The organism is Ignavibacteriota bacterium (assembly GCA_016707525.1).
Taxonomy (GTDB): domain Bacteria; phylum Bacteroidota; class Ignavibacteria; order UBA10030; family UBA6906; genus JAGDMK01.
This window is the reverse complement of sequence record JADJHP010000021.1, coordinates 114,734-138,669: the sequence shown is the minus strand read 5'-3', so window position 1 is coordinate 138,669 and position 23,936 is coordinate 114,734. Positions and strand designations below refer to the sequence as shown.

19 protein-coding genes are annotated in these 23,936 nt (G+C 61.6%); 4 read left to right on the top strand and 15 right to left on the bottom strand.

Annotated elements, in window-relative coordinates; all coding sequences use genetic code 11:
- Positions 1 to 406 precede the first annotated feature (406 nt).
- On the top strand, positions 407 to 4,681 hold the full coding sequence (locus IPI01_21360) for a VCBS repeat-containing protein (GenBank protein MBK7260303.1): 4,275 nt from the start codon (positions 407 to 409) through the stop codon (positions 4,679 to 4,681).
- Positions 4,682 to 4,928: 247 nt separating this feature from the next.
- Here IPI01_21360 and IPI01_21355 read toward each other — a convergent pair whose 3' ends face one another.
- From IPI01_21355 to IPI01_21285, 15 genes are all read right to left on the bottom strand, one after another.
- Positions 4,929 to 5,816: a class I SAM-dependent methyltransferase gene (locus IPI01_21355; GenBank protein ID MBK7260302.1), complete on the bottom strand. Its 888-nt coding sequence runs from the start codon at positions 5,814 to 5,816 to the stop codon at positions 4,929 to 4,931.
- Positions 5,809 to 7,017 carry an ATP-grasp domain-containing protein gene (locus IPI01_21350; protein MBK7260301.1) on the bottom strand — a complete coding sequence of 403 codons (1,209 nt, stop codon included), beginning with the start codon at positions 7,015 to 7,017 and terminating at the stop codon, positions 5,809 to 5,811. The genes IPI01_21355 and IPI01_21350 overlap by 8 nt, the downstream gene beginning before the upstream one ends.
- Positions 7,014 to 8,147 (bottom strand): glycosyltransferase family 4 protein, encoded by a 1,134-nt coding sequence (locus IPI01_21345; GenBank protein MBK7260300.1) that lies wholly within the window; start codon positions 8,145 to 8,147, stop codon positions 7,014 to 7,016. Before IPI01_21345 ends, IPI01_21350 begins: the two co-directional genes overlap by 4 nt.
- The gene (locus IPI01_21340) at positions 8,144 to 9,391 is read right to left on the bottom strand and encodes a glycosyltransferase (GenBank protein ID MBK7260299.1); all 1,248 of its coding nucleotides are present in this window, start codon (positions 9,389 to 9,391) and stop codon (positions 8,144 to 8,146) included. The genes IPI01_21345 and IPI01_21340 overlap by 4 nt, the downstream gene beginning before the upstream one ends.
- Positions 9,388 to 10,722: a GNAT family N-acetyltransferase gene (locus tag IPI01_21335; GenBank protein MBK7260298.1), complete on the bottom strand. Its 1,335-nt coding sequence runs from the start codon at positions 10,720 to 10,722 to the stop codon at positions 9,388 to 9,390. Before IPI01_21335 ends, IPI01_21340 begins: the two co-directional genes overlap by 4 nt.
- A 6-nt stretch (positions 10,723 to 10,728) precedes the next feature.
- Entirely contained in the window at positions 10,729 to 11,523 is a 795-nt protein-coding gene (locus IPI01_21330; protein ID MBK7260297.1) for a polysaccharide deacetylase family protein, read from the bottom strand.
- Positions 11,520 to 12,728, bottom strand: a complete 1,209-nt coding sequence (locus IPI01_21325; GenBank protein MBK7260296.1) for a glycosyltransferase family 2 protein — start codon at positions 12,726 to 12,728, stop codon at positions 11,520 to 11,522. Before IPI01_21325 ends, IPI01_21330 begins: the two co-directional genes overlap by 4 nt.
- Positions 12,725 to 13,948 carry a glycosyltransferase gene (locus IPI01_21320; GenBank protein MBK7260295.1) on the bottom strand — a complete coding sequence of 408 codons (1,224 nt, stop codon included), beginning with the start codon at positions 13,946 to 13,948 and terminating at the stop codon, positions 12,725 to 12,727. Before IPI01_21320 ends, IPI01_21325 begins: the two co-directional genes overlap by 4 nt.
- Positions 13,945 to 15,438, bottom strand: coding sequence for a flippase (locus IPI01_21315; GenBank protein MBK7260294.1), 1,494 nt, complete (start codon positions 15,436 to 15,438; stop codon positions 13,945 to 13,947). The genes IPI01_21320 and IPI01_21315 overlap by 4 nt, the downstream gene beginning before the upstream one ends.
- Positions 15,435 to 16,265, bottom strand: a complete 831-nt coding sequence (locus IPI01_21310) for a polysaccharide deacetylase family protein (protein MBK7260293.1) — start codon at positions 16,263 to 16,265, stop codon at positions 15,435 to 15,437. The genes IPI01_21315 and IPI01_21310 overlap by 4 nt, the downstream gene beginning before the upstream one ends.
- 42 nt (positions 16,266 to 16,307) lie before the next feature.
- Entirely contained in the window at positions 16,308 to 17,147 is an 840-nt protein-coding gene (locus IPI01_21305; GenBank protein ID MBK7260292.1) for a WecB/TagA/CpsF family glycosyltransferase, read from the bottom strand.
- Positions 17,144 to 18,712 (bottom strand): hypothetical protein, encoded by a 1,569-nt coding sequence (locus tag IPI01_21300; protein MBK7260291.1) that lies wholly within the window; start codon positions 18,710 to 18,712, stop codon positions 17,144 to 17,146. The genes IPI01_21305 and IPI01_21300 overlap by 4 nt, the downstream gene beginning before the upstream one ends.
- Positions 18,713 to 18,738: 26 nt before the next feature.
- Positions 18,739 to 18,921 (bottom strand): hypothetical protein, encoded by a 183-nt coding sequence (locus IPI01_21295; protein ID MBK7260290.1) that lies wholly within the window; start codon positions 18,919 to 18,921, stop codon positions 18,739 to 18,741.
- Positions 18,922 to 19,067: 146 nt separating this feature from the next.
- Positions 19,068 to 19,763, bottom strand: coding sequence for a hypothetical protein (locus tag IPI01_21290; GenBank protein ID MBK7260289.1), 696 nt, complete (start codon positions 19,761 to 19,763; stop codon positions 19,068 to 19,070).
- Positions 19,760 to 21,103, bottom strand: a complete 1,344-nt coding sequence (locus IPI01_21285; protein ID MBK7260288.1) for a hypothetical protein — start codon at positions 21,101 to 21,103, stop codon at positions 19,760 to 19,762. The genes IPI01_21290 and IPI01_21285 overlap by 4 nt, the downstream gene beginning before the upstream one ends.
- Positions 21,104 to 21,433: 330 nt before the next feature.
- On the opposite strand from IPI01_21285, the gene IPI01_21280 reads away from it, so the two are divergent.
- Genes IPI01_21280 through IPI01_21270 form a run of 3 tightly spaced genes read left to right on the top strand, consistent with a single transcriptional unit; the run spans position 21,434 to position 23,936 of the window.
- Positions 21,434 to 22,144 carry a polysaccharide biosynthesis/export family protein gene (locus tag IPI01_21280; GenBank protein MBK7260287.1) on the top strand — a complete coding sequence of 237 codons (711 nt, stop codon included), beginning with the start codon at positions 21,434 to 21,436 and terminating at the stop codon, positions 22,142 to 22,144.
- A 5-nt stretch (positions 22,145 to 22,149) separates the two neighbouring features.
- Positions 22,150 to 23,067, top strand: a complete 918-nt coding sequence (locus IPI01_21275) for a hypothetical protein (protein ID MBK7260286.1) — start codon at positions 22,150 to 22,152, stop codon at positions 23,065 to 23,067.
- Entirely contained in the window at positions 23,064 to 23,936 is an 873-nt protein-coding gene (locus IPI01_21270) for a sigma-54-dependent Fis family transcriptional regulator (protein ID MBK7260285.1), read from the top strand. Before IPI01_21275 ends, IPI01_21270 begins: the two co-directional genes overlap by 4 nt.

Here is a 23,936-nt window from a genome sequence, read left to right as displayed (position 1 = left end):
GGGGAGCAAGCTCCGGTCATTGGACACGTTGTGCCCATGGTTGCATCGACAAAGTACCTCTCCTCAGAGTAAGAAGCAAGCTGCCGGAGGCTTGCTGTATGCCGGCGGGCTGCGATCCTGCACCATCCGGCCAACGTGTAACTAGCTCTTCTTTCATCCTTCCGAGCGATTCTTTGCAGCTCCCATCATTAGTATGGTAGTACACACCCCTGATACTCGCATATCAGCCGTGTGTCCGTCCGTGTGACTCCTCCGAGCCCGATCTGAGGCGGATGGAACATGATCACCGGGCGAGTAACGCTTACCGAGACGACAGGTATCCCCGGTGCATGCGGGTATGCCGTCCGGGTGCAGAATCCAAGGATGGACAATTCATCAATGTGCGGAAGGATGCTTTATGGGAGACATGATTCTGAGAAACGTGCTGCGGGCAGGGATGCTCTTGTTCATCGGAGGCATCCTTCACCAGTCCGCTTTGGGGCAGTCGGCGGTCGTGAACCCGGGATTTGAGTCAGGGACGGCGCCCTGGGCTTTCTACAGCGACGGAGCGGCTTCCTTCGCCGCTGATGGTGCCGGGGCAGGGAGTGCGCATGCTGCGCACATCGCCATCACCGTGCAGGGTTCGAATGTGCAGCTCTATCAGGCCGGCATCTCGCTGGAAGCCAAAGTTCAATATACCCTTTCGTTCAAGGCCTATTCGAACACCGGGCACGACCTGTCCGTCGTTGTCGCGAAGCACACAACCCCATTCACGAACTATGGGCTCCGCGGCCAACGGTTCGACCTCACAACCTCCTGGAATACGTACTCCGTCCAGTTCACCGCATCCGGCTTTTCAGGCACAGTGACCGATGCCCGATTGCGATTCTGGCTCGCAAACGATGACGTCAGCGGCGACGTCTATTATATTGACGACGTGGCGCTGAACAAGACCGTGACAGGTGCTGTGGCACCCGGGATAACGACGCAGCCCCTCAGCCAGGCGGTGACGGTGGGACAGACGGCGACGTTTGCCGTCGTTGCGGGCGGGACGCTGCCTCTCTCGTATCAGTGGCAGAAAGGTGCCGTGAATATCAGCGGTGCAACGGCGACAACGTATACGACTCCGGTGACGGTGATCGGGGACAATGGGAGCACCTACCGGTGCGTGGTCACCAACAATGTCTCCTCTGCCACCAGCAATGCGGCAACGCTGACGGTCAATGCCGCTCCGCCTCCGCCGTCATCAAGCCTCGTCTCGGACGATTTCCGTGGCCCGGTGCTGAATACCTCTCTGTGGTCCTTTGTGAATCCGGTGGGTGACGGCGCCGTGTCCCTGACCGGGACTGGTACGCAGAATGCGAGACTTTCGATCAGCGTTCCGGCGGGTATCTCCCACGACCTGTGGGTCGGCTCCAACAACTCTCCGCGCCTCCTCCAGAGCTTCAACAACTCTGATTTCGAGGTTGAGACCCGTTTTGAGGCCCCGATGACCGCTCAGTATCAGATGCAGGGGATCATGGCGCAGCAGGACAACAGCACATTCGTGCGTTTTGATTTTGTCCGCGACGCATCGAACACCCGCTTCTTCTGTGCCAGTTTCAGCGCAGGCACGCCGACGGTCCGCAAGGACACGATCATCGTGCCGGGCAATCCGCTCTACCTCCGCGTGAAGCGGCAGGGAAACGCGTGGACGGGTTCCTTTTCCTACAACGGAACTGTCTGGATCACGGCAGCATCGTTCAGCTATGCACTCACGGTGAACACGGTGGGTCCCTTTGCGGGCAATCATGGCGTCCCGGCCTCAGCGTCACCGGCCTGGACAGCACTGATCGACTACTTCTTCAATACGGGATCTCCGATCACGCCGGAAGACGGCAGCGGGACCCCTGTCGCGCCGTCGATCGCAACGCACCCTGCAAGCCAAACGGTGACGGTGGGACAGACGGCCACATTCACTGTGGTTGCGGCAGGCACAACGCCGTTCACGTATCAGTGGCAGAAGGGTGCCGCGAACATCAGCGGCGCCACGGCGGCAACATACACGACCCCGGTGACGGTGGTCGGAGACAACGGAAGCACCTACCGGTGCGTGGTCACCAACAGCGTCTCTTCCGCGACAAGCAACGCGGCGACGCTCACGGTGCAAACGACGCCTATCACGCTCTCCTTTGCGCATCAGATCATTGACAGCGCTCCGCCCCGGGATCCACACGACAAGGGGATCGGTGACATCGATGGCGATGGCTTCAATGATGTGCTCGCCGCAAGTTCCACCAACTTCACCGAAGGGCTGTTCTGGTACAAGTATCCATCGTGGACGAAGTACAACATCCACACCGGTTCGTTCTCCACGTCCATGGCGGTAGCGGATATCGATGGCGACGGTGATCCGGATGCGATCATCGCCAAGGGGGATTGGTACGGCTACACGGTGTGGGTGTATGTCAATCCAAGGCCTTCGGGAAATCCCGAAGTCGGGGCAACATGGCAGGAAGTGTATGTCGGCGACGCGCAAACGCATGACATCGAGGTGGGAGATATCAACAACGACGGCAAGGCGGATATCGTTATCAGGGGTGGGAATACGACGTTGTTCGTCCAGAACACCCTCACGTCCTGGACCAAGGCAGTTCTGAATACCCGCCCCTTCGAAGGGACATCGCTTGCCGATATCGACGTGGATGGAGATCTGGATATTGCCATCAACGGCTACTGGCTCGAGAATCCGCTGCCGGGGGGAAATCCCGCAACTGCAGCATGGACAGAGCATCTTGTGAGTTCCAGCTGGCTCGACAAGATCCGGGTGCATGCCGCCGACCTGAATGGCGATGGACGGCAGGACCTGCTGTATGTCCCCTCTGAATATGATGGCGGAAAGCTCGCGTGGTATGAATCGACGACACCGCGCACGGGCCCATGGACGGAACACACCATGGCAACGGGTGTGGGGTATGTGCACACGTTGAAGACCGCCGACATGGACCGTGACGGGAGGCTGGATGTTGTGACCGCTGAAATGCATCAGTCCTCCGATCCGGACGAAGTGCTGGTGTACCGGAACACCGGTGGCGGTCTCACGTGGGACAAGGTCGTGGTGGCGACCACGGGCTCGCACAATGCGCAACTCGGGGACATCGGGAACGACGGCGATATCGACATTGTGGGAGCGAACTGGGACATGTCCGCGCCGGGTGGAACACCGATCGAATACTGGGAGAATCTTGGTCGTGGGACCACGCCCGTGAAGTCGCTCGATCAATGGACATACATCCACGGTGATAATACCCGGGGTGCCTCCATTTTCGGGAGCGGCACGTTTGGTCTCGGGTTTGCCGACCTCAATGGCGACGGGTATCAGGACATCGCCTCGGGGCACTACTTTTACAGGAATCCCGGATCAACAATGACCTCGACCCCGTGGCCACGGATCACCTTGCCGGGCAACCCACAAACCGGACGGGCACTTGACGCGTTCCTCCTGTTCGATGCGGAAGGAACGGGGGTGATGAACGACATCATCGCGGAGGATCTTCCCTCGGTGACGTGGTTGAGAGCCAACGATGCACAGGGAACCAGCTGGACGGCCAGGGTGGTCGCCCAGGTACCGGTGACCGTGCATGGTAACGGACGCACCGTGATCTCGGCGCACATCGTCGCAACGAATACGAAGCCGGATATCCTTCTGTCGGGTGGCGACGGCATTTACCTGATGCAGATCCCCTCTGATCCTGCCGGTGGCAGCTGGCCCATCATGCGCATCACGACGACGACGGGTGGCGAGCAGAAAGCCATCGGCACCGGAGACCTCGATGGTGATGGTGACCTCGATATCGCGGTTGCTGCGGGGGAATCGCAGCTGCAGGTTGACTGGTGGAGTAATCCCGCCGATGGCACGAACTCCTGGATCCGACATGGTATCGGCACGGCTGTTGCCTCGGTCAAGATGATCCAGGTAGCGGACGTGAATGGCGACGGGAGACGTGATGTTATCGTGACCGAAGATGCCAGTCCGGCGAGTGTGTACTGGTTCGAAGCGCCGGTGGATGCGCTCGGTGGCGTGTGGGTGAGGCACACCGTGGCGGCAGGCCTGGAAGAGCTCGACAGCATGTCCGGCGTCGACATGAATAACGACGGCATGCCGGACATCGTTGTCGGAGAGATCTTCGGAGCGAAGCGGCTGATCATTTACGAGAATGTGAACAATGGGGCATCATGGACGATGCACGTCGTGGACAGCGGCAAGGAGAGCCATAATGGTGCACGGGTCGTTGATCTCAACAATGATGGCAATCCCGACGTGGTGAGTATCGCGTACTTCGCGTATGCCGACCTGCATGTATGGCGGAACGATGCGGGGCTCGCGTTGAAGGTAGGGACGAACAACGCAATGATGTCCAGGAGCACCGTTGATGAGGACCCGGCAGTGAAGATCCCCACGTCCTACGGCCTGCGCCAGAATTATCCTAATCCATTCAATCCGACCACGACGATCGGCTTCGACCTTCCGGAGGCTTCATTTGTGAGGCTCGCAGTCTTCAATACGCTGGGCGAACAGGTCGTGGTGCTCCAGGAGGGAGAGAGGCCGGCGGGGTATCACGAGGTCCGGTTTGACGCACGCGCATTGTCGAGTGGCGTGTACTTCTACAGGATCACGGCTGGCGCGTTCTCGGCCATTCGGAAGCTCCTGCTCGTCCGCTGACAGGTGCGCTATTGAAGGGGAGAGCGAAGGTCCGGAATTCATCCCGGACCTTTGTGCTTATAAGGTGAGGCGCCGTTCTTTCAGCCGCGCCCCATACCTCAAGGGCTGGTCAGAGAGATCGACCTTCACTCAGAGGAGATCCAGGATAGGGCGTGATACCATCTGCCCCGGCTGGCCCGGAGAGGCGAGGGGGGAGGGAATTAAGAACTAAGAATTCTTCGTTCTTGATTCTTAATTCGGACGCCCGCTAGGCGGGCGGGCGCGTGAACACCCCGACATACCCCCATCCCGAGCGGGAAAGGTAGGGGAGTGCAACCGCCATGAACACCCGCTCCATGGCCAACTCCAACGCGTCCAGCAGGGCCACGGGGAGGAGATGAAAGCGCCGGAGCAGCCGGAACTCGAACCCGAATGTGAACGAGGACCGGCGTGTGAGCCCATGCAACGCAAGGAACTTCTCGAAGCGTCCGAGCCGATAGGATTTGTTGGCATAATGCCGGGTGCGTTCCATCCATGCAGACCGGATCGCGTACGGAAGAGCAGGAGGGATGGCGGCGGTTCCCCGCGGCGGCGACACCAGAGCGCGTACGGCGGCCCGGGCGCGCGTGTCCAGGTCCGAGAGGCTGAACGCATTCGTGACATTGACCACCACGTGGCCTCCCGGTTTGGTGACCCGGACCAACTCCCGGACCGCCTGTTCGTCGTCGATCAGGTAGCCGAGCACGCCGACGCAGAGGACGAGGTTAAAGCTGGCATCCTCGAAGGGGAGATGCTCGACATCTCCGACCTGCAGATGGACCGCGGGTGCAATGTTCGGGAGACCGGCGAAGCGGCGCTTGCACGACGCGATCATCTCCTCGGAGAGGTCCATGCCGGTGGTCGCATACCCGAGCCGGAGGAGTTCCTCGGTATACACTCCCGATCCGCACCCGATGTCGAGCGCCGTGGCACGCGCCGGTCGGGGCAGTCCCGCGATGGCCTTCACGATCAGTTCCTTCCTCCGGCAGAGCAGGTGTGAGAAGTACGCTCCCCCCTTGCTGTAGTAGTCGCCCTGCCAATCCCGGTGTCCATCGAAGAACGCCCGCACCCGCTCGCGTTGTTCATCAGCCTGCAGTTCGATCATCGTCTCAGACATGGGGGGCGGATCCTCGTGTATTGTGGTGCATGAACGACCGCTTCGCCAGGAACCAGGTGTCCATGAGGAAGGGGAGCGGATCGCGCAGGGAATGCACGTGGAAGACCTTGTCACCCTTGTAGGATGAAAGCCATCGGCCCACCGTCCATTCGCCTGTTCTTCGATAGTCGAGGAGGGCCTTGACGTCCTTGTTCAGGTCGATCCATTTGAACCCATACTGCAAACCATTCCGGTGCTGGAACGGTGCGCCGGTAAGGTCGCCGTACGCCACGGCCGTGATGTTCAGCCCTCCGCCCGTGGCCAGATATGCCCAGAGGCTGTTGCGTGTGTGCATCTCCATGATCTTCAATGCACGGTTGCGCCGGTCGCGCTTGAACTGAATGTTCACATGCCCCCGCAGTCCGAGCTTCCGTACCGCACTCGCGGCCGCGTTCTGGATCTCTTCGTCCTTGACCGTTTCCACGAGCGATCCGACACCCGCGTGGATCGGATAGACCCGCAGTTTATGTCCGATGAAGGATGCGAGACACTCGCCGGCGGCATTCAGATACATGTTCACGCTGTAGAGGTCGAGGTCATCCCCATCCACATACTCCTGCACGACGACGTCGGGATGGATCTGCACGACCTTGCGGTACATGACCATCAGCTCATCCTCGCTTTCGACCAGGATCGCCTTCCGGTATTCTCCCACCACCTCCGCGAAGCGCGGATTCCACCAGTCGTCCTTGTGGGAGGGTTTCAGGATGCAGGGGTAGGACATCCGGGCAGCGATCGCCGCGGCCCCGGCTTCATCTGCCGGCATGAAGGACCGGGGCACGGGAAGACCTTCCCGTTCTGCAAGAGCGGCGAACTTCCGCTTGTCCAGGATCGCATCCACCAGTGCATGGTCGGGGAAATTGAAGAGATAGTACGGCGCCAGCTCTTCGCGGTGCCTGGAGAACGTCAGCACCGCGCGGTCATCATCGCTGAAGAATGCCATCTTCCTTCCTTCCACCTTACCGAGAGCGATGAGGCGGTCCACGAAATCGCGCGACAGGGAGTGGGAGAACTGGACGCGTTTCGCACAGTATCGCGAATACCAGGCGATGTTATCGTTGTAGTACGAACCGACATAGACCGGAATACCGGCTTCTCCGAGGCTGCGGACAAGGCCAATTTCTCCACAGACGAGGGCGGGGACGGGAGCTGTGTTGTTCATGGTTTCCTTTCCGCTCGTGCATGCGCGGCTGAGTGCATAAGTGACATGACAGTTGCAAGGTGCTTTTCAAGGTTGAAGTGCTCTTCGACGCGGCGCCGTCCGCGCTCACCCATGCTGAGCGCCAGGGCCGGTTGGGCACGGAGACGACGGAGCCTGTCGCGGAGCATGGAGAGATCGTCAGGTGCCGTCAGGAAACCCGTGGCACCTTCTTCGACGATATCTTCGATGCCTCCTACGCGCGAGATGATGACCGGGAGGCCGGTGGCCATGGCTTCGAGCGCGACCATGGAGAATGTGTCGGCCCGTGTCGGCAGGACGAACGCGTCTGCCGCATGATAGAGGGCCTGGAGCTCTTTCGAGTTCGGCTGCAATCCGGCATGCACATGGACGTTCTGGAGGTGCCGGGTATCCAGGTCGTTCGTGACGAACCGGAATGTCACATCCTGGAACTCCGGCTCGCCTGCCAACGACAGCAGCAGGTCCGCCCCTTTCCGCTGTGGGTCGGTCCCAACATGCAGCACCGTGAACCCGCGCCTGGCGCCCTGCGCGATGCGCGGACTCCTGTCGATCGCCTTCCACGACCGGAGGTCCATGCCCGGAGGCAGGACGGTGATACGGTCCTCCCGGACCCCGTAGTCTTCGATCAGGGAATCGCGGACAGCGTGCGACCATGGAAGCATCTGGAATGCCTTCCGGTACACCGACCCGGTGATGGCTTGCTTCGCGCGGGACGACATCGATGATGGGTCGAATTCCGGGACGGCATACCAGAACCCCCGCTTCGCACAGAACAACGGCGTCATATCGGTCGACAGCAGATACGGGGTCCGTGATCTGAAGCGCCAGAGGAAGGTGATGAGGGTCTGCTCCAGAATGTACGCCGCATCGAATGGGCCATGCGTGCGCCTGAGCGGACGCATACGGTTCCATGTCGCCATGGAATTCCGCCAAGTGCCGACCAGCGAGATGGGCGGGATCCTGGTGATCCAATCGTCAGGGTACATTTCGATGGGCACCCACGAGGTCTTTGCCTCGTCCGTTGACCCGAGGCCGTTCTGCATGTTATGGTACACGGTCTGGATGCCGCCGACCATCCATACGGCGAACACGTAGTGAGGGACGTGGTTCATACGGTCTCCTCACTGGGCGCGGCGTGGGTGAATCGTTCGGGCGAAGATGCCGTCGATCCGTCGGCCGGGACCAGGGCGCTGTACTGAGCGTTCAATACCTCACCGACCTGTTCCCACCCGTACCGTGTCCGCACGAATTCCCGTGCCTGCGCGGCCAATCTCTGACGTTTGTCCGCATCCCCGAGCAGGTCCACAACGGCCCGGGCGAATGCCCCGGGGCCATCGGCGATGACGAGATGCTGGTCGTGGGTGGCGCCGAGCCCCTCGCAGCCGATCGAGGTGCTGACCGCGGGGATGCCGGCTGCCATCGCTTCGAGGAGCTTCAGGCGAGTCCCTCCGCCCGCGCGCAAGGGGACCACCAGCACTTCTGCGGACGCCAGGTAGGGCCGCACGTCGGGCACCAGGCCCGTAACAATGACCTGTGGTGATCCGGCGGCGCGCACGGCGGCTGACGGTTCTCCACCAACGATGGAGATGGTCACATCCGGTATCGCTGTGCGAATGGCCGGGAAGATCTCCTCAAGGAAGAACCGTACGCCGTCATCATTGGGATGGTAATTCATCATGCCGAGGAAGAGCAACGAGTGCCTGGTGCGCGCGGACCCGGAAGGCGCAAAGCCGTTCAGGTCGACGCCGTTCGGCACGACGGCGATGCGCGCGCGCGGTGCGAGGTGCAGGAACATGTCCCTATCGCGCCCGGACACCGTCAGCAGCCGGTCCACCATCGCTGCGGTCTTCGCCTCCTCCGGGCGGAGCCGCCAGGCGAACGCGAAAAAGAGCAGCTTCCGGAGGGGGGAACGGGACTCCCTCGCGATGCGCAGGAGATTGTCATATTCAACGTTGTGCGCGTCGGCGACGATCCGGACACCATGGGGATAGCGGTAGAGCATGAGCAACGGTGTTGTCAGATGGATGACGTCCGGCATGGTCTGCGCGCATAATGCATCGATCGCGTGCTGGACGCGCTGCCTGTGCCAGTGGCGTACCCACGCCCATCCGGTGACGATGAAGAGGCATACTCTCATCACCCTCCGCCAACCGGTGTTCCGCACATCCACGGCCATGGCAACATGCACGGCCGATCCGTGCCGGTCCATGAAGCCGCGCATGTCGTGCCCCGATCCGAGGACGAGCAACGAGACCCGGTGAGCGCGCGCCGCTTCGAGGAACAGGTGGATGTTCCTGCGGATGACCCCGGAGTCGACAGGGTAGAGGGGCGAATGGGATATGAAGAGCACGTTCATTGCTGGTCCCGCGCGATGATCAGCGTCTTCTCGGGGGTCCGCATCTTCTGGACCGCGTCGGAGATCACGGTGCGCAGGCGCCCGACCACATAGGACAGACACGCGACCGAGAAGATCCCATGCTTCGCCGTCTGCACCTTGAACGAAGCCCATTCATAGGACTGGCGGCGGACGAGGGCCTCGCTGAGAAGCCCCGCCCGGTGCAGGAAGCTGGCATACCGGCGGCGATGGCTGTACATCAGCAGGGTCCAGTTGGGGACGTCCACTGCTCCGAGGTTATACTTGTAGCGTTCGGTGCCCCGGAGGAAATCATAGATCCGGATATTCATGGAATGGCATTGTTTCATGATCGTCATCAGCAGGACATTTCCGGGCGAGAGACGCATGAGTTCGGGATCGCCAGCCGACCCTCCGAGATAGGTCGCGCATTCATCCCGGAAGACGAGGCCGTAGTCGCCCACGAGGCGTTGTCCCTTCCTCGTGAAGAACGCCAGATACAGCCACCCCCGCCGGTGAAGCCGGGGTGCGACCTCCCTGTGGAAGCGGTCGGTCGCAGTATCTCCGAACACACCCTGATGACCCAGGACGTTCCATCGTGCCTGATGCATGGCGATGAACTCGTCCATTGCCCCCGGGACCTCGGCCGGATCCGTGACATGCTCGAAGTCCAGGCCCGATTCCTCTGTCACGGTTTGCATGCGGCGGAGGAGCCGGTTCCTGTGGGATTTCGGGAACGTGGCAGCCGTTTCTTCCCATGACCTGCCGAAATGCGTGCGCGGACAGTACTCGCTGAGGAACCGGTTACCGGCAAACCCATGCTCCAGGAGTATCGTGGCCAGGCGCTCATGCGTGGGTGATGGATCGGTGATGTCCTCAAGGAGGAGGACGTCGAACGTGCGGCGGCATTCGATGAGGTGCGCGGCGAGAGTCTCGACCACCTTCGATTCCCAGCCGCGGCGCGCCAGGATATCCAGATAGTCCGACGTGTCCCTGCCGATGAATGTCAGTCTTCTGTAGCGGAGCAGCCCGAAGACCGGGACCCGTTCGAGAAAGAGCGGAGCGATGCCGACCAGCATGCCGTCGGCATGGATCATGATGATGTACAGTTCGCGGTTCGCCCTCGACCGGCCGATGACCTCCCACCAGGTGGAGGTCCACTCAAAGGTCTGGAAGACCCGTGCCTCACTGTCCTCAAGGAGTGAGTTCCACTGGCCCTCGAGGGCTTCGAGTCCGGCATCGGTGCGCACGATACTGATGCTGCATACCGCCGTTGTGTCCGATGGGGATGGCCGCGTGAACGGCATGTCAGTTGTCCGGAGCGGAGTGACCATATGTTCCTAGAATCCTCTTCGTATCTCGTTGTGAACACTGCGGCCTGAACGGCGGCGCACTTTCCACCATGCCCAGAGTCCGGCCCGTTCCACGCCGGAAAGTTTTGATGACAGTTCCCAGCCCCCGGCGGCGGCCGTGATGTTCACGCGCCGGACCTCCCAGGGATCGGTCGCGGGCAGGAACGGGCCTCCGTTCACCGCGAATGCGCAGGCATACCCTGCTTCACGCACAGAACTCCGGACATTCTCATTCATATGGCCATACGGATAGGAGAACGCAGTGACCGGCGACCCCGTGATGCTGCTGATCTTCTCTTTGGATTCCATGAGCTCCCGCCGGAGGACATCGGGAGCGAGTCCGGGGAGGGAGACGTGTGAGAGCGTGTGTGACCCGAATGTGACCCCGGCCGCCGCCATTTCCCTGATCTCCGCCGGACGCAGAAGTTCTGCAACAGGGACGCCAAGGGGTTGGTCCCACCAGTTCGTCCTCCGGGTGAAGTCGGCCACGAGGAAGATCAGCGCGGGAATGTGGAGCTCCTGCAGTATCGGGAACGCATGAGTATAGTTGTCGCGATAGCCGTCGTCGAATGTCACGAGCACACGCTTCCCGCCTGTCGTCTCCCGGCCGTCGAGACTCCCCTGGAATTCATCGAGGGTCACCGGCGTGTACCCGTGACCGAGCATGTACTCCATCTGTCGCCTGAAATCCGAAACGCGCACCGCATACTCGGATGGCGTGTACCGATCATCGGGACAGACACGGTGGTAGACAATGGGTTGGATCGCCCGGGAGAGTATCATAGCTTTTCCGCCATCGTCGGTCTCTCCCGGGTTGTCCTGACCCATCCCTGAGGATCCCGGGTGGTGGTGATCCGAGCGTAGAGCCGCACTTTCCACAGGACGTAGAAGGGCACGTGCTTCATCAGTGCCATGAGCTCGGCAAGTTTCCCCGCCGAGGCGAAACCGAAGACGACATGGGCGATCCCGCAGGCACAGGCAACGAGCCACAGGGCCACGAACACGGGGCTCATCGTGAGGCCGATGCCCAGAGCAATGAGATCTGCTGTCGCTCCGGCACCGGCTAGCAACATGAGGTTCGTGAAGGGAGGCGTCACCAGATCGGTCCAGGCATCGAACAACCGGAATGACCTGCGGAGCACCGACTCGCGGAGCAGTGGCCATGCATAGCGCCGGATCAGCGGATACCGTCCGCCTTCCCAGCGCGCCCTCTGACTCTCGGCGTTGCGGGCATCGGTCGGCATGGTCGCGACCACGGAGGCGGAAGGGGCGAAGCGCACGGCGATGCCGTTCAGGAGAAGTATCAATCCGTATTCAAGGTCCTCCGCGCGTCCGAATGCCGTCCACGGGACCCTCCTCAGCGTCGCGGCAGTGAACCCCATGCCGTTCCCGCGCAATCCTGCCGAACACCCGAGCACCATCCGCCCGAGGGGCCGGGCGACATTGTACAACAGGAATCCTGCCCGCGTGGCTTCCGAGCTCCATGCGCCCGGAGCGGGCTTGACCAGATCGCTGCACTGGACGGCGCCGGCACCGCGGTGCATGGTGTCATTCAGGACCTGGAGAAAATTCGTGGACATCGTGCTGTCCGCATCGCACACGGCGAACGCTTCATATCCTTCAGCCAGCAGGCGATCGAATGCCCACCGCAAGGCGTGCCCTTTGCTTCGCTCATGGTCGGAGAACCGGACGATGACACGTGCCCCCGCTTCCTGCGCACGATCCGCCGTCCGGTCGGTGCAATTGTCGGCCACCACGACCACGTCAAAGGCATCCACCGGATAGGTGATCGCCAGTGCGCTCCCGACGGTCTCCGCGATGCAGCTCTCTTCGTTATACGCGGGGATGATGAGAGCAAAGCGCCTCCTGCGTCCGGCGTTCCGTGCAGCATCCGGCCGTGCGAAGCATGCGAGGATGCTCAGGAGCCCGAGATAGGCGAGCGGGAGGCCCACCAGCAGAATGATGGCGATATGTGCGGCGGTGATCATGCCGGTACCCCTGCCGGATCGTGGTGCTTCTTCAGGAGCAGTTCATAGGCCGTGCCCACGGTATCGCCGATCGAGGTCCAATCGTACCGGGAACGGACCAACCTGTGTCCGGCGTCGGCGAGAGCTTCGGCCTTGCGGCGGTCCATAAGGAGCCGGAGCGTGGCGTCTGCGAATGCCTGTGGCGTGTCCGCGATCAGGACCGATTCGCCATCGGCGACGTCGATCCCTTCGCATCCGATCGAGGTGGTCACGATCGGCTTGCGCATGGCCAATGCTTCGAGCACCTTCAGCCGGGTGCCACCGCCGATACGCAGGGGAACGATGTAGACCGCGGAGCGCTGGATCGAGGGGCGTACGTCGTCAACGAAGCCTGTGACCTTCACATGCGAAGAGGCGAGTCGCCGGACCGATTCAGGGGGCGCGTTCCCAACGATGGAGACCCGGACGGTAGGGCGCACCTTATGAATGAGCGGAAGGACTTCGGTGACGAACCAGGTGACAGCATCCGCATTCGGGAAGTAATTGATGGCGCCGGTGAAGACAAGGGTATCGGCTTCCGTGGGCCCCTCCTGCGGCGTGAAGAAGTGGGTGTCCACCCCGTTCGGGATGACGATCTTGGGGACCCGGGGTATGTCCCGGTCAAGCAACGCCTTGTCGCGTTGCGATGGCAGAAAGATCATGTCCTGCTCGCCGCAGATCGCGATCTCCTGAGGGCGCAGCTTCCGTGCTTCATAGCCGGACCACAGGCGGCGCAGGAGGGAGTGCGATGCCTCGGCGGAGCGCCGGTGAATGTCGTATTCCACATTGGCCGCATCGAGCACGCGGATGGCCTCCGTCCGGAAGGTGAAGTATCCCATCACCGGGTAGGCGATCTGGACGAGGTCGAAGCGATGTCGTGCGAAGAGCCCATCGAGTGCGCGCTGCATGTCCTTGTTCCGGGATGCGATCTCGGTGAACGAGGTGTTGCGCAGGAGTGCGTAGAGCTGCCCGACACGCTTCCATGGATCGGCAAGCCAGAAGGGGTCGGGGACCATCGTGATCGCGTCCGGTGCGAGTCCGAACTCCGCGACCATCCGGTCGCGGTCGCCGGTGGTGCCGTACGAGAGCACGCGCACGTCGTGGTGCGCGCTCATCCAGCGGAGGAGGTGGTAGACGCGCAGGGCGCCTCCGAACACCGCGGGGACGGGCGCGTACGGTATGACGTTCAGGATCTTCATCACGTGCCGGATCTCTGCGGGACGAACATACGCCGGACGCTTGCCGGTGACAGTGTGGCCACGATGAACCTTCGTTCGTCGGCGTGAATGCCGCCGGTGAGCAGGACCACACCTGCGAAAATGAGGATGCTGCACATCGCGGTCAGCATCCACGGCAGACCGGTTCCCTGAAGGGCCCAGATCGCGCCGATCATGACGCCGCCTGCGGCGAAGGTCTTTGCCGGTTGTTTCCAGAAGCCGCGGGGGAAGAACCCGCGGGGCAGGAGTGCAAGGGCGCAGCACAGGATGCCGAACTCCGTGATATTCGTCGCAAGAGCTGATCCGATCCCGCCATTGCCCGCCTCGCGCTGAAAGAGCGGGATCAGGATGTAGTTCAATCCGACACTGAAGGGGATCGCTGCGAGGGCCACCATGGACCACGTCCGTTGACGATCCATGGCAATGATGGAGGTGACCAGGACGAAGTCCACGTACACCAGAAGCAGTCCCGGAACAAGCGCTTTCAGGATGACGACGGAACCACTGTACCCGGCGAGTCCGAACAGGAGTGCAATGATGTCCTCAGCGAAAGCGTAGGTGGCGACCGCTACCGGTACTCCCCCGAGCAGGATGATCTCGAGACTTTTAGCGGTCATGGGTGCCACCGGATCCTTCTGTCCGGCTTGCCGCGACAGGGCGGGGAAGACCGCCATGGAGAGGATGCTCGGGAAGAACATCAGGATATCGAAGAACCGGAATGCCGCACCGAACCATCCGACCACCGTCTCCGGAGCAAGGAAGGAGAGCATCACGGCGTTGATGCGGTAATAGATGACGGCGAAGATCGCCATCATGAGATACGGAAGGCCGGAGCGGAAGAGGCCGGGGATCGTGCGCCAGTTGATGCGCGGGAGCTTGTCGACGAACAGGCGGAGGCGCCGGAACCCGACGAGGCATCCGATGAGGGTGCTGACGGCCATGATGATGGCGATCTCGAACGATGTTGCGCCAAGGATGAGCGCTGCAACGCCAGCCACGGTCAGAAGGACCCGTTCGGAGATCGCGACGAATGAACGGTGGACCATTTCCTCGAAGCCCTGAAACGCGCTGATGAGCACGCCGAGGGGGCCTTCCCAGAATTTGGCGGCTGCGAGGATGCCGATGAGTGCCCGGACCTCCCACGGATAACCGGCGGCCCAGGCGAACAGGACCAGTATCGTGAATGACAGGAGGCTCAGGCCAAGCCGGAAACCGATGGAATCGGCAATGAGCTGGGGGGCCCGGTCGCGGTGGCGGGCGATCTCCTTGGCGATGAAGTACGCGCCACCGAAGTCCACGAACACCTGCGCGATCATGGTCACCGACATGGCAAGGAAGAGCCGTCCATAGTCCTCCGTACCGAGGTAGCGGGGGAGGAAGATCATCAGCACGAAGGAGGAGACCCACGTCACCACCTGTGATGCCATGAGTACCGTGGCGTTCCGTGCCACCGATGAAGCGAGGTCCTTGCTCACAGTGCCGTCCTCACGGCCGGTGGTTCCGGAAGGTCGCTCATCCGGGCCATCGATCGTCTGCCGATGGTCCCGAGTCTGACGCCGGGCGCAAACACACTCAACGCCAGGCCCAGAGGTCCGGTGCGCGCGTCGATCGTCCTCCGCCTTATCTCCATCAGGTCGCTCCCGAACACGGCATAGGGTGTCTGTCCTCCCACCGCGAACATGTATCCGGCGTCCTGTGCGATGCGTTTCACTGCCTCGCTCACGTCGCCGTCGGGATAGGCAAGCGCAAGGACCTGCGCTCCGATCACGCTTTCCAGGATCTCCCGTGAGCGGCAGAGCTCGCGCCTGACCGTTTCGGGCGTCATGGATGCGAGGGAGGTGTTCGAACAGGTGAGCGAGCCGATCTCGCATCCGGAGTTCTGCAGGGCAACGAGCTGGTCAGGATCGAACGGAATGTCGGTGTCACCCGTACGCTGCCCCGTGGTTCGCCGGACCGGTTCGTTGCCTGCTGGTACGAAGACCACGGCACGCAGGCCATTGCTGCGGAGCGATGGAAGGATGTGCCGGTGCATCTCCTGAATGCCACCATCGAACGTGACGATGATCGGTCTGCGCGGGAGATGCAGTTCTCCCTCCCGGAACAAGCGGAAGTCCTCGAAGGTGATCAGCGTGCATCCCCACCGGTCCAGGAGTTCGAACTGCCGTTCCATAGCCTCTCCGGGCAGGTTCGTGCCGGCACGCGTGGCATCGCCCGGCTCCGGGAGCCGGTAGCGCAGGACCTGGATGGCGGAGGGGTCGCCCTCCGAGATGAGTGGTTCACGATGAAATGGTGCTGAACGCATGATCGATGCCTGTGGATGGCCCTGGTACAAGGGACGTGTGATTCACCAGCGACGGCTGCTGCGCGTTACGGTGATCTGTTGTGTGAGAATACGGAACAGGAACCATGGGATCTCGACGAACACACGCTCCCATTTTGCCCGCGGGTCCATCATGAACCGGAAGAGCCATTCCAGGCCCAGCCGCTGGAGCCATCGTGGCGCGCGCATCTTGCCGCCCGAAAGAAAGTCGAAGAGTCCGCCCACCGTGAAGCACACCCGGACAGGAAGCTGGCGTGCCACGCGCGTCATCCAGATCTCCTGCAACGGGCTTCCCAGCGCGATGAGAAGGACCTCGGGCCGGGCGATCCGGATCATCTCCTGGATCGCCTGGTCATCGATACCCGCGAACTGCCCGTGGTGGGCTCCGGCGATTCGGAGTCCGGGATATCGTTGCGTCAGGATCTCGCGGCACGCCGACACAACGTCGGGATGCCCGCCCAGCAGGAAGACCGACATCTTCTGATGTGCGAGAAGGTCCAGCACCCTCGGGATGAAGTCGGTGCCGTTCATGTTCTCGCGGACGGGGAGGCCATTGAGGCGCCCCGCCAGGGAAAGGCCGGAGCCATCGGGGAGGACCAGGTCCGCCCTATGCAACGCATACCGGAGTTCATGGTCATAGCGTGCGATGGAGATGCTGTGCACGTTGGCGAAGCTGACCTGGCGCGGCGTACGGGGTTGCGGTTCGTCAAGAAAGGACCGGACCACGGCCAATGCTGTGGGCGTGTCGATGTTATCAAAGCAGATATCATCGACGCAGACGCGCTCCGTTTCCGTGAGCGCTGCCTGAACATTGTCCCCTATGCGGACCCCGGTACTTGCCCGTGCCGTCGCTTCCGTGGTCATGTGGTCCCTCCCTGAGGATGAAGAGGTTGCCCGGCCGTTGTCGATGCTTCGGGCGCGGCGGGCAGGAGAGCGTGCAGCCCCGTCAGCAATCCCATCAGAGCTCCCATGTACAGCATCGTGCGGTAACGGACGAGGTGGAGATCGAAGTATGCGGCGACGAGCTGGTTGATGATCGCGATAACGATCATGACCGCGACCGCCTTGAGGTATGGATCGTGTGTGGCCCGGGCGATCATTGCGCCACGCACGCCCAGGACATCGACGAAGAGCCAGAACACCAGGAAGCCCACGCCGCCGATCTTGACGAGGAGCCAGAGGATGTTGTTGTGCGCCATGTAGTCGCGGAGCGCATAGTTGATCTTCACCAGTTCCAGTGGCTGATAGTATTTGGTCCCGAATCCGATGCCCACCAGCGGGTAGAACCGCACGGTATACGCGAGGTTGAAGTTCTCGAGCTTGCGATAGAGGTTCGAATAGTAATTCCGGTCGCCCAGGGTCTGCTGGTCATCCACGAATCCCGAGCGGATCTGATTCAGCGGCGAAGCGATCCTGCTCGTGCTGCCCCAGAAGAGAACGACGTACAACACGATGATCGGGAGCACGGGCGCCGTGCGTTTCAGGATGTGGAGGATCTTCTCGCGTGGCATGATCGCAAGGAAGATCGCGAGCGAGGCGCCGAGGGACGCGAATGCGGCGCGGCGATTCGCCGCATAGAAGCCGAGCGTCAGAGGGATGTTCGCGAACAGCAGGAAGGTCCGCTGCGGGGTGCTGCAGCCGTAGAGCGCGAGTCCCGCATGCAGCGCCCAGAGGGTGATGAAGAACACCGGATCCTCGTGCGTGAGGAGCGCATCATGTCCGTCGAGGGTGAACCCGAGCCCCGCGAAGCGGATCGTCCCCTCGATCCCCTTGAACGTCAGGGCGAGGATGCAGACCCAGATGACGGCACGGATCTGCTCGCGGGTCCGGATGATCTGCGAAAACAACGTGTAACTGATCAGCATATATCCCAGGCCACGCAATTCCCAGAGCGCGGCGGTCATGTCGCCGCCACGCCCGGCACCCGCAATGAACTCGAACATGATCCACGCGAGGAACCCCAGGGCCATGGGCCAGCCCACGGGTTTCCGGGGCGCAGGGGCCGTCCGGAGAACGAGGCCGACGAGATAGATGGCGAACAGGAGCGCCAGATGCAGGTCCAGCGGACTGAATGCGGCGGCGGATATCCGTGGCAGATACGGAATGACATTGATGTTGTTGAAGTACTGGATCGTATAGGTGAAGGAATTGAACTCCGGGACCTCGAACTGGTCGATCATCAGTACCGCGGCAAGGAACGCATAGACGCCCCACTCGAGGCGGTAGAGCGTAAGAGCGAGGACGGCGATGAGCCCGACAAATCCGATCCCGCCGACACCGGAGTCACCTCCGAAGACCACGAGTGCACCGGTCACCACAGAAAGCGCGGTGACTGCGAGCACATCGGGTGGCGGCACATGCGCGGCGATCCTTCCGGCAAGAGCTGCCGGGAAGAGCGGTACGCGTGGGGATGTTGGACTACTGATCATGGTTCATGTTTCGTGCGGTGCATTCTTCAAGAGCCGGGGGGCCGCATGGATGGAGGATCCATCAGATACATGCTGGCGAGGACGATCACCAGCTGGACGGCGCCGGAGAGAAACAGGATCATCACCGTCCGGCCTTCCAGGCTGCGAAGCCTGGTCCCGATCATCACCGCAAGGAGATATCCGCCGAACAACGCGGCAAGCGGGATCATCGGGGAAACCTCTGGTTTCTCCGTGGGCGTTCCGCGCCATTGTAGACGAAACCGAGGATGCGGTGCTTGTTGACGATCTCGATCGCGTTGCTGAGCTCGCCGTGCTTCGTCTTGTCGCCATGCACCACGAGCAGAATGCCGTCCAACTAATTGGTGAAGAGCAGGGGGACGAGATGCTCGCGCAGGGCGGGCATGTCGATGATGACGAAGTCGAACTGCTCCTTCAGAGAGTAGACCACATCGCGGAAGGCCGCGATCTGTTCGAGCTGGAACGAAGGCTCGAGGGGAGCCGTAGCGTCGTTCAAGGTGAATTGGATCCCTCCGGCAAGCCCGGAGCGCACCACGCCTCCCGTCAGGACGTAGAGGTCGGTGATCGCCGTACGCGCGACGTGGATAGGGCTCCCGCCGACCGCCTCCAGAAGGCCGGGACCGACGGGCACATCGAAGATCTCATGGAGGCGTGGCTTGTGAACGTTCATGTCCACCAGGACCGTCTTCCGCTGATATGCGACCGTTAGCGAGATCGCAAGATTGCATGCGGTGAGCGTCTTGCCCTCGCCGGGGTTCGCGCTGCTCACAGCAATGGCGGCGTTCACCGTCGCGTCGCCCTGTGTGAGGAGGGTGTAGTTGAAGCAATCGTAGAATTGGGGGCCGACCATGGTGCTGTCGACCCGGACACCGACATCGGGGCGGAGCACGACGGGTTTCTTCAGGCGGATCAGTTTACTGCCGGGCTCGCTCCCGTCGGCCCCGTTGCCGTCATGGTGGCCGTGGTCGGTTTCGGGTTCCCGCTTGGTCCGGGGCGGAAATGATTCTCGGGCGAAGGCGTTGTCAGTACTCACGAGCGACGTACTCCCTGAGGGATGAGGGCAATGATGGGTTTGCCGAACGCTTCGATCTCCCGGGGTGAGCGGATGGTCGTATCGAGGATCTCGATCCCCACAGAGCTCAGGATCCCCAGAAAGAGCCCGGCGAGGATCCCGCCTGCGACGATCAGCATACGGTTGGGTTTCGTCGGCCGTGTGGGTACACGTGCGCGGTCGATGATGGTGAAGGCATGCTGTGCGTTCAACCCGAGCTCGCGTGCAATGCGCGCCTGCTCCACCTTCACCCGCATGTCATTATAGAGCTGCTGGTAGAACGAGTAATTGGACTCGGTGTCGCGGTCCATGGTCTGTGAGATCGAGGATTGTGTTATGGCCTGGACGATCTCCGACCGGGTGGTCTGGGTCTCGGAGAGGCGGGAGGTGAGTATGGACAACTCGGAGCGGAGCATCACCCGCGTGCGTTCGAGGACCTCCATGATGCGCGACTCCACCTTTCCGACCTCGGGGTGGCGCGGAGTGTATCTGGAGGTAACACTATCGTACGCCAGCGTGAGAGGGCGCAGGTCGGCGGCGGTCGGTACATCCACGGCCAGGAGCTCAGAGAGGGCTGCACGTCCCCTGTCGGTCCGGAATGCATCCGGGAACAGATCGATATTGGCCATGGCCCGCTCGCGCTCGCGGATGCGCTCGGAGGATTCGCGGATCCGTTCGTTGAGAGCGTCGAAACGGCCGGTGAACGACGCGACGCCTCCCGGTGACTCTTTCGAACGCTGCTTCAGAAGGGAGACCATGGATGCCGTGGTCCTTCCGTACTTCTCTTCGTATTCTCTGAGCTTGTTCTCAAAGAACTGGACGGTGTACTCGTTGCGCTTGAATTCCGCGCTCAGGCGGGACTGGATGAACATGTTGGCGAGGAGCGTGACGGCGCGCTGGGCACGCACGGGATCGGTGTCTGCGAAGGTCATGGTGAACGAATCGGACCCGCTTCTGTCGGTCCGTATGCTCGCCTTCGTCCTGTCGATGAGTTCGTCCACCGCTGCAGGTGTGTCCACCCCCACCTTCATATCGAGACTGTCGAGCAGCGCTTCGATCATCTGACGGCTGTACACGATCTCATTGAACGTCCGGAGGCGGTCCTCGGACGCGAGCTGGACGGCCATGGTGAAGCTGACCAGGGGATTGAGGATCTCGTCCCGCTGCACCCAGATCGTTGTGGATGACTCATAGCGTCTGGACATCAATGTGGATCCGATGATACTCAGCGCGGTGACAATGAGCAGCGGCAGGATGATCCAGAATCGCCGTCGCTGGACGATGGCCAGGATCTGGTGCATGCTGAATTGTGGTGAACTCACTGGGCCTCGAAGGTTCGTACGTGTGACGTGTGGACACTCCCGTTCAGATACAATGCACGTGCCAGTATCCATCCACCGTCGGAACCCCGCTCTCTGCGCACATTGCACGATTCTCACCGCGCGGGAACATCGCATGAAACGGCGAATGGTCCCTGTGGAGTCACTCGCCCCGGGAAGAGTGTCCCCTCTGGATACACTTCTCCTGACGCATCTGCAAAGTTCGCAACGAAAGCGGTGACTTCATGTCGGCACGCTTCTTGTCATACCCATGTGAGCGCATCCTTGCGCGGCCCGATCACCCGTCGTCTTCATCTCTGCCAGAACGGATCCATGACATACACCCGGTATCGAGTTGCACGCCATCTGCTGTTCACGTTGCTGTTGTTCACCGCGGGGTGCGGTTCCGACCAGTACCTCACGAGGGACATCACGTCATGGTCCGTCGAGCGGAAGCGCATGACGACGGACTCAGAGGAGTATGTCATTCAAGCGGGCGATCAGGTGGAGATCTCGGTCCCCGATTATCCGGAGTTCAACGTCACGGAAACCGTCCGTGAAGATGGCATGATCACGCTACCTGTCATCGGCGACACGCCGGCCCGGGGTGCAACGAAAGGTCAATTGAATGAGACCATCGGCAAACGCCTCTCGAGCTATGTGACGAGCACCGTGCGGCCATCGATCAGGATCAAAGGTGCGCTGGAGCAGAAGCTCGTCATCCTGGGATCGGTGACCAGCCAGGGGACGTTCGTGTCGACGACGCCCGTCTCGCCCTTCCAGGCACTGGCGTTCGCGGGAGGGCCGTCGGCGAACGCCGACCTGCGTCACGTGCGCGTCTTCCGGGGAGGGGACAGCGAGTCGACCGTGGAATTGGACCTCTCCGCATCTCTTGCAACGCTTCCCGGACGGAATGAAACGCTCCCGTTGATCTACCCGGGAGATCTCATGTACGTTCCGCGGGAAGAGAACGTTATCAGGGACTTTGCCGATCTCCTTCGCGACGTGATCGTGCTCTTTGGGATCTTTGCGATCATCCGATGACGACCATGAACCCCGTGCGAACCGTGATCCTTGCCGCTGTCGCCACGATGATGGTCACCGTGGCCGGATCAGCCCAGACCCCGTACTATCACACCTTCCGTCCCTCGGCGATCAGCATGAGGCCGGCCGGCCTGGCGGATGCTGCGAACGCGGATGCCCGGGATGTGACAGCCATGTTCTGGAATCCCGGCAGCCTTGCGTTCCTCCGATACCAGAACATCGTGCTCACGCACATCAGTGACCCCGGGACCCACGCCAAGACCGAGCAGGTGAGCGCCGCCGTATTCCGCAACGCCGAATTCTCCCTGGGGGTCAATGCGCTGGTGATGCATGGCGGGACGTTGACCCCCGAGGGCGGACCCACGACGGAGTTCAAGGGGATCGGCGGTGATGCAGCGCTTTCGTATCTGCTCCTGCCGACGATCAGCGTTGGGATGATCGCGGGAGTGCGGGACATGACGATCGGTACCGCGCGCAAGACCACCGGGTGGGGGCTTCTGGGTGTGTTCTACTATCCATCGCCCGGTATCTCCTATGGACTGACATACGGTGCGGTACGGGGGGTGACCTACTGGTACTCCAATGCACAAAGCGGGATCCTCTGGGAACCCGATCTTGCGCAGTACCTGGAGATCGGTGCCACGATGACCTATCCTCCACGTGCAAAGGACCCGGTGGTGACTCTGACGCTGGCAACGCAAAGGAATTTCCCGGGAGTGTCGCAGTTCAGTACGAAAGGTGGCCTCGAGATCAGTCCCGTGTCCTGGATGGCATTCAGGGTCGGGTTCAAGGTCGGATCGGTGGAACGTGTGGCACGCTATGGCATCGGGTTCAGGTATTCACGCGCGCGCCTGGACCTTGCGCTCGCCCCGAGTGCCGTGGAGAATCGATTTGGAGGTATTGCTCTGGTGATCGACCTATGAAGACACCATCTTCGCACAAGTCTGACCGGCATCCCGAACCGGTGCCCTTGCTCTCGCTTCACGGGCAGCGTGGACCTGTCCTGCGGCCATCATGGGAACATATCTTTGACCGGTCCCGCAATCCTGCCATGAAAGAGATCGTGGAGACCATCCGCCGTGTGGCCGCGAGTCATGTCAATGTCCTCCTGCTGGGGGAGAGCGGAACAGGGAAGGAGTGGGTTGCGCACATGATCCACCAGGCGAGCCCTCGTGCCGTAGGACGCTTCGTGACCGTGGAATGTTCGGCACTGACGCCGGAGGAGCTTGAACGCGAGGTCTTCGGATATGAGTCCGTCCAGTGGCGTGAGGTGGATATCAAGCCGGGTGCCATGGAACGCGCGAACGACGGTACTATCCTGCTGAATGAGATCGGTGCCGTCCCTCCTGCGCTCCTGTTGCGCATGCTTCGTGCGGTCGAGTTCCAATCCCTCCGGCGGATCGCGGGATCCGATGATGTCACGCTCAACGTGCGGCTGATCTCCACCATGACGCAGCCGGCCGGTGACGCACGCGGCCTCCGGGCCTTCCCCGACGGCCTGTTGCACCGGCTCAGCCCGATCCATGTGGAATTGTTGCCGCTGCGCAAGCGGCGGGAAGATATCCCGATGCTGATCGAGACGTTCCTGGGAGATGTCGAGGCCCGTCCCGGCATGTCGCCGGTGCGCTTCTCGCAGGAGGCGCTCCGCGTGTGCCGGGAGTTCGACTGGCCGGGAAACCTCCGTCACCTCAGGAATGCCGTCGAGTATGCCGCTGTCATGTGCGGGGGGGATGCGATCCTGCCCGAGCACCTGCCTCCGTATCTCCACGAAGAATTCGGGCGGAAGGGATAG

Bases quoted from the DNA above. Each gene is read 5' to 3' on its own strand.
- IPI01_21340 (MBK7260299.1), bottom strand. From the start codon at position 9,391: ATGAACGTGCTCTTCATATCCCATTCGCCCCTCTACCCTGTCGACTCC.
- IPI01_21335 (MBK7260298.1), bottom strand. From the start codon at position 10,722: ATGGTCACTCCGCTCCGGACAACTGACATGCCGTTCACGCGGCCATCC.
- IPI01_21275 (MBK7260286.1), top strand. From the start codon at position 22,150: ATGAACCCCGTGCGAACCGTGATCCTTGCCGCTGTCGCCACGATGATG.
- IPI01_21330 (MBK7260297.1), bottom strand. From the start codon at position 11,523: ATGATACTCTCCCGGGCGATCCAACCCATTGTCTACCACCGTGTCTGT.
- IPI01_21270 (MBK7260285.1), top strand. From the start codon at position 23,064: ATGAAGACACCATCTTCGCACAAGTCTGACCGGCATCCCGAACCGGTG.
- IPI01_21305 (MBK7260292.1), bottom strand. From the start codon at position 17,147: ATGACCACGGAAGCGACGGCACGGGCAAGTACCGGGGTCCGCATAGGG.
- IPI01_21360 (MBK7260303.1), top strand. From the start codon at position 407: ATGATTCTGAGAAACGTGCTGCGGGCAGGGATGCTCTTGTTCATCGGA.
- IPI01_21280 (MBK7260287.1), top strand. From the start codon at position 21,434: ATGACATACACCCGGTATCGAGTTGCACGCCATCTGCTGTTCACGTTG.
- IPI01_21355 (MBK7260302.1), bottom strand. From the start codon at position 5,816: ATGTCTGAGACGATGATCGAACTGCAGGCTGATGAACAACGCGAGCGG.
- IPI01_21345 (MBK7260300.1), bottom strand. From the start codon at position 8,147: ATGAACCACGTCCCTCACTACGTGTTCGCCGTATGGATGGTCGGCGGC.
- IPI01_21325 (MBK7260296.1), bottom strand. From the start codon at position 12,728: ATGATCACCGCCGCACATATCGCCATCATTCTGCTGGTGGGCCTCCCG.
- IPI01_21350 (MBK7260301.1), bottom strand. From the start codon at position 7,017: ATGAACAACACAGCTCCCGTCCCCGCCCTCGTCTGTGGAGAAATTGGC.
- IPI01_21295 (MBK7260290.1), bottom strand. From the start codon at position 18,921: ATGATCCCGCTTGCCGCGTTGTTCGGCGGATATCTCCTTGCGGTGATG.
- IPI01_21300 (MBK7260291.1), bottom strand. From the start codon at position 18,712: ATGATCAGTAGTCCAACATCCCCACGCGTACCGCTCTTCCCGGCAGCT.
- IPI01_21310 (MBK7260293.1), bottom strand. From the start codon at position 16,265: ATGCGTTCAGCACCATTTCATCGTGAACCACTCATCTCGGAGGGCGAC.